The sequence below is a fragment of the Herbaspirillum sp. BH-1 genome (assembly GCF_002870055.1).
Classification (GTDB): Bacteria; Pseudomonadota; Gammaproteobacteria; order Burkholderiales; family Burkholderiaceae_D; genus Herbaspirillum; species Herbaspirillum frisingense.
The window spans coordinates 28,930-41,679 of sequence record NZ_PKOI01000024.1; the positions used below are offsets into that span (position 1 = coordinate 28,930).

At 62.8% G+C, this 12,750-nt stretch carries 10 protein-coding genes and 1 other RNA gene; 8 read left to right on the forward strand and 3 right to left on the reverse strand.

Annotated elements, in window-relative coordinates:
- Positions 1–57: 57 nt before the first annotated feature.
- The 4 genes from ribBA (at position 58) to HBH1_RS22235 (ending at position 3,611) form a co-directional block, all read left to right on the forward strand.
- On the forward strand, positions 58–1,179 hold the full coding sequence (gene ribBA / locus HBH1_RS22220) for a bifunctional 3,4-dihydroxy-2-butanone-4-phosphate synthase/GTP cyclohydrolase II (RefSeq protein ID WP_102664403.1): 1,122 nt from the start codon (positions 58–60) through the stop codon (positions 1,177–1,179).
- A 57-nt stretch (positions 1,180–1,236) separates the two neighbouring features.
- Positions 1,237–1,722, forward strand: coding sequence for a 6,7-dimethyl-8-ribityllumazine synthase (gene ribH, locus HBH1_RS22225; protein ID WP_006465461.1), 486 nt, complete (start codon positions 1,237–1,239; stop codon positions 1,720–1,722).
- 114 nt (positions 1,723–1,836) lie between these two features.
- Entirely contained in the window at positions 1,837–2,307 is a 471-nt protein-coding gene (nusB, locus tag HBH1_RS22230) for a transcription antitermination factor NusB (protein WP_039877107.1), read from the forward strand.
- Positions 2,308–2,423: 116 nt separating this feature from the next.
- Positions 2,424–3,611 (forward strand): pyridoxal phosphate-dependent aminotransferase, encoded by a 1,188-nt coding sequence (locus tag HBH1_RS22235; protein ID WP_102664404.1) that lies wholly within the window; start codon positions 2,424–2,426, stop codon positions 3,609–3,611.
- A 96-nt stretch (positions 3,612–3,707) separates the two neighbouring features.
- Here the strand turns inward: HBH1_RS22235 and HBH1_RS22240 are convergent, their stop codons facing one another.
- Positions 3,708–4,709, reverse strand: a complete 1,002-nt coding sequence (locus HBH1_RS22240) for a lytic transglycosylase domain-containing protein (protein ID WP_102664405.1) — start codon at positions 4,707–4,709, stop codon at positions 3,708–3,710.
- A gap of 463 nt (positions 4,710–5,172) precedes the next feature.
- On the opposite strand from HBH1_RS22240, the gene ubiD reads away from it, so the two are divergent.
- Both ubiD and ffs read left to right on the forward strand, forming a co-directional pair.
- The gene (gene ubiD, locus HBH1_RS22245) at positions 5,173–6,657 is read left to right on the forward strand and encodes a 4-hydroxy-3-polyprenylbenzoate decarboxylase (protein WP_102664406.1); all 1,485 of its coding nucleotides are present in this window, start codon (positions 5,173–5,175) and stop codon (positions 6,655–6,657) included.
- Positions 6,658–6,797: 140 nt separating this feature from the next.
- An RNA gene (ffs, locus tag HBH1_RS22250) (signal recognition particle sRNA small type) lies at positions 6,798–6,896 on the forward strand.
- Positions 6,897–7,005: 109 nt separating this feature from the next.
- On the opposite strand, the gene HBH1_RS22255 is transcribed toward ffs, so the two are convergent.
- Both HBH1_RS22255 and HBH1_RS22260 read right to left on the reverse strand, forming a co-directional pair.
- Positions 7,006–8,013, reverse strand: coding sequence for a glucokinase (locus HBH1_RS22255; RefSeq protein WP_102664407.1), 1,008 nt, complete (start codon positions 8,011–8,013; stop codon positions 7,006–7,008).
- A 162-nt stretch (positions 8,014–8,175) separates the two neighbouring features.
- Positions 8,176–9,993, reverse strand: a complete 1,818-nt coding sequence (locus HBH1_RS22260) for a tetratricopeptide repeat protein (protein WP_102664408.1) — start codon at positions 9,991–9,993, stop codon at positions 8,176–8,178.
- Between the two features lie 294 nt (positions 9,994–10,287).
- On the opposite strand from HBH1_RS22260, the gene HBH1_RS22265 reads away from it, so the two are divergent.
- Positions 10,288–10,971: a fumarylacetoacetate hydrolase family protein gene (locus tag HBH1_RS22265; RefSeq protein ID WP_102664409.1), complete on the forward strand. Its 684-nt coding sequence runs from the start codon at positions 10,288–10,290 to the stop codon at positions 10,969–10,971.
- Between the two features lie 324 nt (positions 10,972–11,295).
- Positions 11,296–12,741: a DEAD/DEAH box helicase gene (locus HBH1_RS22270; protein ID WP_102664410.1), complete on the forward strand. Its 1,446-nt coding sequence runs from the start codon at positions 11,296–11,298 to the stop codon at positions 12,739–12,741.
- Positions 12,742–12,750: the final 9 nt, after the last annotated feature.

The window sequence follows — 12,750 nt, forward strand, 5'->3', positions numbered from 1 at the left end:
GGAGGAGGCCCGCAATCCTTTAAAATAGCGGGTTCCAATTGGGAAAAGAGCTCGAATATGCCACTTGCTACAACCGAAGAAATCGTCGCCGAACTCCGTGCCGGTCGCATGGTGATCCTGGTCGATGAAGAAGACCGCGAAAACGAAGGTGACCTAGTGCTGGCCACCGACTTCGTGACGCCCGAAGCCATCAATTTCATGGTCACGCATGCGCGTGGCCTGGTCTGCCTGACGCTGACCGAAGAGCACGTGGATCAGCTCGACCTGCCGCTCATGGCCACCCGCAACGGCACGGCCTACGGCACCAATTTCACTGTTTCCATCGAAGCCGCCGAAGGCGTCACCACCGGCATCTCCGCCGCCGACCGCGCGCGCACCATCCAGGTGGCCGCCTCCAAGGGCGCCAAGCCCTCCGATCTGGTGCAGCCGGGCCACATCTTCCCCCTGCGCGCCCAGAAGGGTGGCGTACTGATGCGCGCCGGCCATACCGAAGCCGGTTGCGACCTGACGGCCATGGCTGGACTCACGCCGGCGTCGGTGATCTGCGAAATTCTGAAGGAAGACGGCACCATGGCCCGTCTGCCGGACCTGCTGGAATTTGCCGAGAAGCACAAACTGAAGATCGGTACCATCGCCGACCTGATCCATTACCGCAGCCGTAACGAGAGCATCATCGAACGCGTGGCCGAGCGCGAGATGCAGACCGCCCATGGCACGTTCAAGGCCATCGCCTATCGTGACACGCCCTCTGGTGGCGCTCACCTGGCCCTGGTGCATGGCGACGTCCAGCCGGGCCGCGAGACCCTGGTGCGCGTGCATCAGCCGGTATCCATCCTGGACCTGCTGGAAGCCGGTGCGACCACCCACTCGTGGAACCTGGCCTCGGCCATGAAGGCGGTGCAGGAAGCGCCGTCCGGCGTGATCGTGCTGCTCAACTGCGAAGAATCGGCGCAGCAGATGTTCGACCAGTTCGGTGCCCTGAACAAGGTCGGTACACCCGAGGCGGCCAAGCCGACCCGTGCCGACCGCATGGATCTGCGCACCTACGGCATCGGCGCCCAGATCCTCAAGGATCTCGGCGTGTGCAAGATGAAGCTGCTGGCCAGCCCGCGCAAGATGCCGTCGATGGCCGGCTTCCAGTTGGAAGTCACCGGCTACCAGACCCGCGACGGGGCCTGATTACAGGGCTACACGATTACGCAATTACGCAAGTCAACCAATCGAGAAGGAACAGCCATGACCATCGGAACCTATGAACCAGACTTCAATGGCGAAAGCTTGCGCATCGGCATCGTGCAGGCGCGCTTCAATGAAGACGTCTGCCATGGCCTGCTGGCCGCTTGCCTGGCCGAGCTGAAGCACCTGGGCGTGGCCGACGAGGATATCCTGCACGTGACCGTGCCGGGTGCGCTGGAAATCCCGCTGGCGCTGCAGAAGATGGCCGAGACCGAACAGTTCGACGCCCTGATCGCGCTGGGCGCGGTCATCCGCGGCGAGACCTATCACTTCGAACTGGTCTCCAATGAATCCGGCGCCGGCATTACCCGCATCGGCCTGGACTTCGGTCTGCCCATCGCCAATGCGGTGCTCACCACCGAAAACGACGAGCAGGCCGAGGTCCGCATGGCCGAGAAGGGCGCCGATGCCGCGCGTGTGGCGGTGGAAATGGCCAACCTGTCCATCGTCCTGGAAGAACTCGGCCAGGCCACCGAAGAAGAATAAGTCCCTCCCGCCGTGCCGCTTGCAGCGCAGGCGACACGGCAGTGCCGCCGCCTGTCATGGGGCGGCACTCGCATTCATCAGTTTCAGTCATTCGAGGCTCCGGCCGCATTCATCATGTCGAACAAATCTCAACACGCCAATTCGAACAAGAACCGCACTCCGCGTCACCGCGCCCGCGAGTTCGCGTTACAGGGCTTGTACCAGTGGCTGCTCAACCACGAGCATGCGGGCGCCATCGAAGCCCACATCCGCGAAGCCCACGGTTTCGACAAGGCCGACGCCGAGCATTTCGATGCGCTCCTTACCGGTGCCATCCGCGATGCCGAGAAGCTGCGCGCCGGCCTCTCGCCGCTGATCGACCGTCCCATCAAGGAACTGTCGCCGGTGGAGCATGCAGCCCTGCTGATCGGCGCCTACGAGCTGCAGAACCACATCGAGATTCCCTACAAGGTGGTCATCAACGAAGCGGTCGAGCTGACCAAGTCCTTCGGTGGCATCGATGGTCACAAGTACGTCAACGGCGTGCTGGACCGTTTCGCGGCCCAGACGCGTGCCACTGAAGTGGAAGCCGCCGGCCGTCGCTGAGCCGGATGGGGCTCGCCTTTGTGGTGAGCCTGCGGGCCGGCGTTGATCGTCCCGCGTTTGCTCCTGTTTTGCCCCCGTTTTGTCACTGTTGTGTGTTCGTTGTCGGGAATTAGTGCATGAACCTGAATCAACTGGCTGCACGTCTGCAGCACATCGCCCCCTTCCATGTGATGGAATTGTCCAAGAAGGCGGCCGTCCTGGAGCAGCAGGGACGTCACCTGATCCACATGGGCATCGGCGAGCCGGATTTCACGGCCCCGCCTGCCGTCGTGGAGGCGGCAACCCGCGCCATGGCTGAAGGCAAGATGCAGTACACCTCGGCGACCGGCCTGCCGGCCTTGCGCACGGCGATCGCGCAGCACTATCGCCAGGTCTATGGCCTGGACATCGCGCCGGAGCGTATCGTCATCACCGCGGGTGCCTCTGCGGCGCTGTTGCTGGCCTGTGCGGCGCTGGTGGACCGAGGCAGCGAAGTGCTGATGCCGGACCCCAGCTATCCCTGCAATCGCCATTTCGTGGCCGCCTTCGAAGGCCAGGCCCGGCTCATTGCCAGCGGCCCGGAACACCGTTTCCAGTTGTCGGCACAGATGGTACGCGAGCACTGGAGCGAGGCCACGCGGGGCGTGCTGCTGGCGTCGCCATCGAACCCCACCGGGACCTCGATTCTTCCCGATGAATTGCGCTCCATCGTCGGCGAAGTCCGGCAGCGTGGGGGCTTTACCATCGTCGATGAAATCTACCAGGGCCTGTCCTATGAGGGCGAGCCGTTCTCGGCGCTGTCGCTGGGCGATGACGTGGTGGTCATCAACAGCTTCTCCAAGTATTTCAACATGACCGGCTGGCGCCTGGGCTGGCTGGTATTGCCGCCGGCGCTGGTGCCACAGATCGAGAAGCTGGCGCAGAACCTGTTGATCTGTGCCTCGTCGATCGCGCAGCATGCCGCAGTGGCCTGCTTCACGCCGGAAACCATCGCGATCTATGAAGAGCGCAAGGCCGAATTCAAGCGTCGTCGCGACTACATCGTGCCGGCACTGGAAAGCCTGGGATTCACCGTACCGGTGGTGCCGGACGGCGCCTTCTATGTCTATGCCGACTGCAGCGCGCTGTCTGATGATGCCGACCAGCTGAGCCTGGAGATGCTCAACGAAGCCGGCGTGGTGCTGGTGCCAGGCCTGGATTTCGGTCCCTTCACGGCGCGTCGTTATATCCGCCTGTCCTATGCCACGTCGATGGAAAACCTGCAGGAGGCGGTAGCGCGTCTGCGCGTATTCTTCGCGCAGCGTCAGAAGGAAAAGGCCGCCTGAGCCGGGAGCCTGGCAGCGGCCATAAAAAAAGGAGCCCGAGGGCTCCTTTTTTGCGTTCTGAATACCGGTAATATCCAAATCGCAACGCACTGGCCCTTATAGGGCAGCGAGTTGTTCTTCCGCCTTCGGCTTGGCAGCCGATGCCACGTTGTTGTTGGCCGGCTTGGGCTGCTCGGCGCTGGCCGCCACACCCGAGGCCGGCGGCAGCTTGACGGTTGCCGTGGTGTAGATGGAGATGTTCTTGCCCATCGCGACCTGCTTCAGGTTCTGGTACTCGGACAATACCTTGATGCCATAACCACCGTCGTTGGACATGTCGGCCGCGCCGACGTAGCTCTTCAGACCTGCTTCGACGGAGCCGCCACGGGTGACATATTCCTTCAGGATCTGCGAACCGACGCGAATGTTGGCGACCGGATTGAGGGCGGCCTTGATGCCGCCCAGCTCCTGGAACTTGTCGTGGTGCACCTTGGCCATCACCTGCATCAGTCCTTGCGCACCCATCGGGCTCTCGGCGAAGGGGTTGAAGCGCGATTCGATGGCGATCACCGACAGGATCAGCAGCGGATCGAGCTTGATGTCACGGGCCGTCAGGTAGGCGGCCGACACCAGCATGTCGGCAGCGTCACTGGCCACGCGATAGCGCTTGGCCAGCCAGTTGGTGACCAGCTTCTGCTGACGCGGGTTGCCCAGCAACTGGCGATCTTCGGCCGACAGGTTCTGCGCTGCCAGCGGGGTGATCGGCGCAGGCTGCACCGTATCGGCCGCCATCACGCCTGCCAGGGCGGTGGTGGGAGCCACGGGTGCCGTGGGCGACATCAGTTCGGCCAGACCCGGGGTGGCCGGGGCGTCGGCTTGCTGGACTTCTTCCGTGGCATCGGAGAAGGGGGACATGCTGATCAGCTTGTCGGCCAGGTCCGGATTGAAGAACATCAGGCCCAGCACGAACAGCGCGGCAATGCCGAGTATCGTCAGAACACGATGGGCGATGCCGAAAAATTGAGCAATGCGCGAGTTGCCGGAGAGATTCCGGAAATTCACGCGGCGAAGCACCTGCGGGACGCCTGATAAAGGCGCCTCGGAAGCTTGGTTGGACATTGAACCTCCTGCATTATTGCGGCAAAAACAGGGCGCGCCTGGCCAAGAAGTGAAGACCAAACGGCTGAACTGTCGTCGCTGCAATCTATTACGTTACCGTCGCAAGGCGTTACGGCAAGGCCATCCGCGAGGCCTGCTGGCCCTGCCGTCGGATGGCATGTTTCGGGGGGTAGGGCTGACGCCCTGGACACACTTCTTGAGTTGCTGGGACCCCGGATCCCTGGATACCTTGCTTGGCTTGACTGTTTTGTTTCAAGCCTCTACGAGCCCACGGCTCACCTCTTCGGTTTAGAGTGGGCGAATTGTAGAAGCCACTTTATATCGAGTCAATACTATGAAATTAGTTCTTTATAACTTTTGTGTATCATATTCAACGTGGCCTTCCTTCAAAAATCAATAGAATCAAGCGTTTGCCGGGGATAGTTGAGCCGGCTGTGATGCAAAAAGAAATTTGTTAAAAAGTATGAAATACACTGATTTACGTGACTTTATTTCCCAGTTGCAACGAAAAGGGGAGCTCAAACGGGTCGCGCACCCGGTTTCCTCGCATCTGGAGATGACCGAAATCGCCGATCGCACCCTGCGAGCCGAAGGTCCGGCGCTCCTTTTTGAGCAGGTTGATCAGAAAAATATCCCCGTTTTAGCGAATCTTTTCGGTACTCCTCATCGCGTCGCACTCGGCATGGGGGCCGAAAGCATCAGTGAATTGCGCCGCATCGGCCATCTGCTGGCGCGTCTGAAGGAGCCGGAGCCACCCAAGGGCATCAAGGATGTGCTGGATCTGGGCACGCTGGTGAAGTCGTTGTGGGACATGGCGCCCAAGGAGCGCGGCTCGGCACCGTGCCAGGATGTGGTGTGGGAAGGCAAGGACGTGGACCTGTCGCGCCTGCCGATCCAGCACTGCTGGCCTGGCGATATTGCACCGCTCATCACCTGGGGGCTGGTCATTACCAAGGGGCCGCACAAGAAGCGTCAGAATCTGGGCATCTATCGCCAGCAGGTGCTGGGTCCGAACAAGGTCATCATGCGCTGGCTGGCCCATCGCGGTGGTGCGCTGGATTTCCGCGAACACTGCATCGCGCACCCCGGAAAACCCTATCCGGTGGCCGTTGCCCTGGGGGCCGACCCGGCTACTATATTAGGCGCAGTCACACCGGTGCCGGATAACCTCTCGGAGTACCAGTTCGCCGGTCTCCTGCGCGGCAGTCGCACCGAGCTGGTCAAGGCCATGGGCAGCGAGTTGCGCGTGCCGGCCTCGGCCGAGATCGTGCTGGAAGGGCATATCTATCCGGATGAAAAACACGCATCCGGATTCGAGCACGCGCTGGAAGGACCGTATGGCGATCACACCGGTTACTACAATGAGCAGGACTGGTTCCCGGTCTTCACCATCGACCGTATCACCATGCGACGCGATGCCATCTATCACTCCACCTATACCGGCAAGCCGCCGGACGAGCCAGCCGTGCTCGGCGTGGCCTTGAATGAAGTGTTCGTGCCGCTGCTGCAGAAGCAGTTCGCCGAGATCACCGATTTCTACCTGCCACCCGAAGGTTGCAGCTACCGCATGGCGGTGGTGCAGATGAAGAAGTCCTATGCCGGCCACGCCAAGCGGGTGATGTTCGGGGTGTGGAGTTTCCTGCGCCAGTTCATGTACACCAAGTTCATCGTGGTGGTGGATGAGGATGTGGACATCCGCGACTGGAAGGAAGTGATCTGGGCCATCACCACGCGTGTGGACCCGGTACGCGATACCGTCCTTGTCGATAACACGCCGATCGATTACCTGGACTTCGCCTCGCCCATCAGCGGGCTGGGCAGCAAGATGGGCATCGACGCGACCAACAAGTGGCCCGGCGAAACCAATCGCGAATGGGGAACGCCGATCGTGATGAGCGATGAGGTGAAGAAACGCGTCGATACCATCTGGAAGGATCTCGGCATCTGATGTGCCGGCGCCACTGAAGCAGTGGATCAGCATCCGGAGGCCGCGCACATTGTTGACGCACTTGCGCGGCCTTGCCCTTTCTGATGCGGTGCAATGAATTAGCTGGCCGGGGTGATGTGAATTGGGATACAATGCACCCCGGCGGGCCCCTGCGCATTGTGGCATGGTCAACCTGGTCAGGTCGGGAACGAAGCAGCCACAGCTATTTCCCACAAGTGCCGCAGACAAGGCTCGCCTCTTGATTTCACCTCGGCCGTTATGTTCGTCATGACGGCTTTCTGCAAGTCCCCCCTTCCAAAGAGACTACACCGCCGCTCCATGTGCGGCGGCCTGCATGTTGGATACGCGCTATCGGCGGGCGTCCAGGCGATCTGCCAGGATGGCCGACACGCCCGTGAAAGCCGGATACTCCGCCGTGATCACATAGGTCGGAATGGCCTGGGTCAGGACCGACATACGCCCCTTGTTCTCGAAGCGCGCCCGGAAGGGTGAGCGGGCGAAATAATCCCCCAGGTGTGGGACCACGCCGCCACCGATATAGATGCCGCCGAGCGCACCCAGCGTCAGCGCCAGATCGGCTGCCACCGTACCCAGCATGCTGCAGAACAGGTCCACCGTTTCGCGGCAGATGGCATCGCCTTCCTGGAGCGCGCCTTCCACGATGTCAGCCGCCTTCAACTCCGCAGCGGGATGGCCGTCGATGGCCAGCAGGGCGCGATGGATGAACTCCAGACCCGGGCCGGACACCAGGCGCTCCGCCGATACGTGCTCATGGAATTGCCAGGCATAGGCCAGCACCGCCGCTTCACGCGGATTGGCCGGGGCGAAGGCCACATGCCCGCCTTCGCTGGCCAGCGGCAACCAGTGGTCGTCACCGCGGACCAGACCGCCCACACCCAGTCCGGTGCCAGCGCCGACCAGGCCGATCGGCTGACCACTCTTGGGCGCACCGCCACCGATCTGCTGCCGCTCGTCGGCGCGCAATTGCGGGACCGCCATTGAAAGCGCGGTGAAGTCATTGACCACCAGCAGCAGGTCCAGCCCCAGCAATTGCCGTGCAGCCTCGATGGAAAAGGCCCAGTCGTGGTTGGTCATCTTGATCTGGTCGCCTTGCACCGGATTGGCGATGGCCACCACGGCGTGCCGGACTGGTGGCTGGCCTGCCAGCTGGAGATAGGCCTGTACGGCATCGGTGAATTCCGGATAGTCGGCACCGCGCAGCACCTGCACCTGTTCGATGCGGCCGGGTGCCGTTTCCAGCGCGAAGCGGGCATTGGTGCCACCGATATCGGCCAGCAGGCGCGGCCCGTCGGCCTGCGCCTTGGAAGTAGAAGGAGAGGGGGCTCCGGTTTGCATAGGGTTGTCCTTGTGGTCTTCGTTCCGTAGGGGCGGCAGCACGCAGGGCGTCGCCGCCGGTCGGAATGCATCGGGTCATTGAGGCCTGCCTGAAGGGTATGAGGCAGACCGGCGCGCCAGGTTCCGACGGATGGTCGTCCATCCGCGACGGCGCGCATGGTATCAGTGTTGGGTCAGGCGTTGTTGGAGTGCTGAGCGAACCTGGGCAATGACCTCGTTCCAGTCGTCCGTCTGGGTCTGGCGGAAGATCGTGAAGGAGGGATACCAAGGGGTGTCGCTACGGTCCAGCTGCCAGCGCCAGCAGGTATTGACGCGGTTGAGCAGCCACACCGGCTTGCCCAGGGCGCCGGCCAGGTGGCATACCGAGGTGTCGACACTGATCAGCAGGTCCAGATGGGCGAGCAGCCCCGAGGTGTCGGCGAAGTCACGCAGTGCTCCAGAGCAATCCTTGACGTGGCTGGCCAGCGGATGGCTGTGCAACTGGGCCAGCGCCGTGTCGCCGACCTGCACCGAATAGAATTCCAGCTGAGCGTGCTCGCGTGCCAGTTCCACCACCGGTGCCAGCGCATCGAAGGGGAGCGATCGTTGGCCGTCGATGCGCACGGCGTCCGGATGGGTTTGCGCCGAACTGCCGGCCCAGACCAGTCCCACGCGCAGGGCGCGGTTGTGCGGCAGGCGTTGCGCCCAGTCGCTCCAGGCACTGGCCTCGGGCAACAGATAGGGCGCGCGCGGAATGTCTGCTTCGCTGAATGACTGGCACGCCAGCGGCAAGCTCATCAATGGGCAGTGCACATCGAAGGCCGGGCGCATGAAGCGCTGGCTGCTGATGACCTCGGCCGCCCCGGGGACATTGCCCAGCAGCTTGACCAGGGCGGGCTGCACTTCCAGGATCACGCGTGCGCCCATGGCTGCCACCAGCGGCACGTACCGTACGAATTGCAGGGTGTCGCCAAAGCCCTGTTCGGCGTGCAGAAGGATGGTCTTGCCCTCCAGCGAAAAATCGCCCAGCCAGAGCGGTTCGGTGAAGTGGCGCAACTGACCTTGCATCTGTTCGGTGTACCAGCGCGCCTCGTAGGCGCGCCAGCCATTCTGGTAGTCCCCTTGCAGCAATTGCATGAGGGCGTCGTTCCATGGCGCCGAGGAGGCGTCTGGATTCAGTTGGCGGGCGCGATCATAGGAGGCGGTGGCCTCGTCGAAGCGACGCAGGGTTTCCAGGGTCGAACCCCGATTGAACCACAGGTCGGCCGAGCTATCGTCCAGTGCCAGGGCTTGGTCATAGGCTTGCAGCGCTTCCAGCGGGCGTTGCAGCTGTACCAGGACATAGCCCCGGTTGGACAGCGCCTGGTAGAAATCAGGTTTTACCGTGAGTGCGCGGTCGTAGGCGGCCAGGGCTTCTTCCAGCAGGTAGCTGTCCTTGCAGGTATTGCCGAGGTTGAACCAGGCTTCGATGAAATCCGGGCGCAGGGTCAGGGCCGAGCTATACGACTGGCGTGCGTCGGCGTAGGCAAACAGGTCGTGCTGCGCATTGCCTTGCTGGAACCAGGCATCGGGATTGTCCGGGTTCATCTTCAGCGTCCGCGCGAAGTCTTCCAGGGCTTCGGCGGGACGTCCGAGACGCCGCAAGGCTGTACCACGCCGCAGCAGGGCGTCGGGAAAATCAGGTTTGGTGGCGATCAGGTGGTCGTAGCGGGCGACGGCTTCCTCGTCTCGGCCCAGTTGTTCGAGCGCCCCTGCGTGGTCGAAGTAGGTATCCAGGTGGCCGGGATTGAGGTCGATGGCCTTGGCCAGTTGCGCCTCGGCAGCGGCCCAGTCTTCCTGATGCAGCTTGAGCATGCCATACAGGTAATTGGCTTCGAAATGCCGGGGCAGCTTGAGCAGGACTTTCTTGTACAGCTCCTCGGCCGGCGCCAGATCGCCTTTTTGATGCAGCGCGAGGGCTTTTTGCAGCAGGATGAGGGAAGGATTGGCTTGCTGACGCATGGTGTGATTCGGCAGGGATTCGGGAGACAAAGGGGCAGGCGGCGTGGCCGGCCTGAGCGTGCAGCAAGTGTCCCAAATTCATTCCGATTTATCCAGCGGATTACAGGTGGAATTGCCGCCTATATCTTCCTTGCGCCTGCTTGGGCCAGCGCAAGCGGCAATGTGGCTTTTCTTTTACACTAGGACGACGTCAGACAACTGACGGTCGACGCAAGCCGGCATCGACCGGTTATCTTCATTCGTGCTCATGCAGGTATTGCGCCACAACGATCACGCCACTACGGAGTCTTCCCGATGAGTTTCGCCATTCCCGCACCCGCCCAGGCCACGATCCCCGTGGTGGGTGGGGCCCCGTTCCCGGTCCGTCGCATCTATTGCGTCGGTCGCAACTATGCCGCCCACGCCCGCGAAATGGGCCATGACCCGGACCGCGAGCCACCCTTTTTCTTCATGAAGCCGGCTGATGCGATCGTGCCGACCGACTCCGTGCTGCCCTATCCGGCCGCTACCGCCGATTACCACCACGAGATCGAGATGGTGGTGGCGCTGGCCAAGGGTGGTCGCGATATCCCGGTGGAACAGGCGCTGGATCTGGTCTACGGCTATGCCGTCGGCCTGGACATGACCCGCCGGGACATCCAGGCGCAGGCCAAGAAGCTGGGCCGCCCCTGGGACATGGCCAAGGGATTTGACCAGTCCGCACCCTGCGCACCGATCGTGCCGGTGGCCCAGTCCGGCCATCCAGAGCGCGGCGCGGTGTGGCTCAAGGTCAACGGCGAAGTGCGCCAGCAAGGCGACCTGTCGGACCTGATCTGGAGCGTGGCCGAGACCATTTCCTACCTGTCTGGCCTGGTCGAGCTGTTCCCGGGAGACATCATCTTCTCCGGCACGCCGGAAGGGGTGGGGGCGGTGGTCAAGGGCGATCGCCTGCAGGGGCATGTCGACGGCTTGCCCGATATCAACATCACCATCGGCTAAGCCTTCGCACAGCCGCGCCAGCCGGTTCTTGGGGGCGGCTGTTTGACCTGGGTTCCGGCCTGCCGGCCCCGGCTGGCCGGGGGCGGAAACCAAACTGTCATGAAGCGATTGGCGATGCGGCGTATAATAGGGAGTTCCGGGCGTGGCAGGTCGTCGTCCCGGTCAGCATCTTTTGCATCATCCGAAGCGCCCGGCCGCTCAGGTTTGGCCGGTTCGCCCGTAACACATCAACACAGAAAGCAATCAGAACCCGTGCGCATGCACCCCATGCACCGGAGCCGCCTGGCGGCTGCCGCGGCGCTGTCGCACCGTTCGCAATAAACCATGTCCGACACCACGTCCGCGTCCGCAGCACCGGCTGCACCCGCCGTCCGCTTCGAAGATTTCGGCCTCTCGCCCGATATCCTGAAAGCCCTGGCCGAGCAAGGCTATGTCCATCCCACCCCGATCCAGGCCCAGGCCATTCCTGTGGTGCTGCAAGGCCGGGACGTCATGGGCGCCGCCCAGACCGGTACCGGCAAGACCGCCGGCTTCTCGCTGCCCATCATCCAGCGCCTGCTCCAACACGCCAGCCACAGCGCCTCGCCGGCCCGCCACCCGGTGCGCGCCCTGATCCTGACGCCCACCCGCGAGCTGGCTGACCAGGTGGCCGACAATGTGGCCGCCTATTGCCGCTTCACTCCGCTGCGTTCCACCGTGGTCTTCGGTGGCGTGGATATGTCGCCGCAGACCGCCATCCTGCGCGCCGGCGTGGAAATCGTCATCGCCACTCCGGGCCGCCTGCTGGACCACGTGCAGCAGAAGACGGTGAACCTGTCGCAGACCCAGATCCTGGTGATGGACGAGGCTGACCGCATGCTGGACATGGGCTTCCTGCCGGACCTGCAGCGCATCATCAACCTGTTGCCCAAGCAGCGCCAGAACCTGCTGTTCTCGGCCACCTTCTCGCCGGAAATCAAGAAGCTGGCCGCCAGCTTCCAGAACAACCCGGTCACCATCGAAGTGGCCCGCAGCAATGCCACCGCCGAAAACGTCACCCAGACCATCTACAAGGTGGATGAATCGGCCAAGGCCGATGCAGTGAGCTTCATCATTCGCCAGCGCGAACTGAAGCAGGTGATCGTCTTCTCCAATACCAAGATCGGCGCATCGCGCCTGGCGCGCACCCTGCTGGCCGAAGGCGTCAAGGCCTCCGCCATCCATGGCGACAAGACCCAGGGCGAGCGCATGGCCGCGCTGGAAGCCTTCAAGCAGGGCCAGATTGAAGTGCTGGTGGCCACCGACGTGGCTGCACGCGGCCTGGATATCGCTGAGCTGCCCTGTGTGATCAACTACGATCTGCCCTACAACGCCGAAGACTACGTGCACCGCATCGGTCGCACCGGTCGTGCCGGCGCCTCGGGCGACGCCATCTCGCTGTTCTGCGACAAGGATGACCGTCTGCTGACCGACATCGAGAAGCTGATCAAGAAGAAATTCGAACGTGCCGAGCTGGCCGGTTTTGCTCCCCGCGCGCGTCATGAGCGTGGTGAACGCAACGATCGTGGCGACCGGAGTGAACGTGGCGAACGAAGCGAGCGCGGCGAACGCAGCCGCAGCAGCCGCGATGGCTATTCCGCCGCGCCGCGTCGCGAGAAGGTCGATCCCTGGTTCCTCAAGCCCTACGAGCCCAGCGCCGTCGAGACCGTGTCCACCAAGCCGGAACTGCCCAAGAACAACCGTCCCAAGCCCAAGGTGGCGGCCCTGCTGGGCGGCATGCCCAAGCGCTGAGCGCGTCTT

What these genes read in the sequence shown, in the direction of transcription:
- HBH1_RS22265 (WP_102664409.1), top strand. Translation starts at nt 10,288, where the DNA reads ATGAGTTTCGCCATTCCCGCACCCGCCCAGGCCACGATCCCCGTGGTG.
- ribH (WP_006465461.1), top strand. Translation starts at nt 1,237, where the DNA reads ATGACCATCGGAACCTATGAACCAGACTTCAATGGCGAAAGCTTGCGC.
- HBH1_RS22240 (WP_102664405.1), bottom strand. Translation starts at nt 4,709, where the DNA reads ATGTCCAACCAAGCTTCCGAGGCGCCTTTATCAGGCGTCCCGCAGGTG.
- HBH1_RS22270 (WP_102664410.1), top strand. Translation starts at nt 11,296, where the DNA reads ATGTCCGACACCACGTCCGCGTCCGCAGCACCGGCTGCACCCGCCGTC.
- HBH1_RS22255 (WP_102664407.1), bottom strand. Translation starts at nt 8,013, where the DNA reads ATGCAAACCGGAGCCCCCTCTCCTTCTACTTCCAAGGCGCAGGCCGAC.
- HBH1_RS22235 (WP_102664404.1), top strand. Translation starts at nt 2,424, where the DNA reads ATGAACCTGAATCAACTGGCTGCACGTCTGCAGCACATCGCCCCCTTC.
- ribBA (WP_102664403.1), top strand. Translation starts at nt 58, where the DNA reads ATGCCACTTGCTACAACCGAAGAAATCGTCGCCGAACTCCGTGCCGGT.
- HBH1_RS22260 (WP_102664408.1), bottom strand. Translation starts at nt 9,993, where the DNA reads ATGCGTCAGCAAGCCAATCCTTCCCTCATCCTGCTGCAAAAAGCCCTC.
- nusB (WP_039877107.1), top strand. Translation starts at nt 1,837, where the DNA reads ATGTCGAACAAATCTCAACACGCCAATTCGAACAAGAACCGCACTCCG.
- ubiD (WP_102664406.1), top strand. Translation starts at nt 5,173, where the DNA reads ATGAAATACACTGATTTACGTGACTTTATTTCCCAGTTGCAACGAAAA.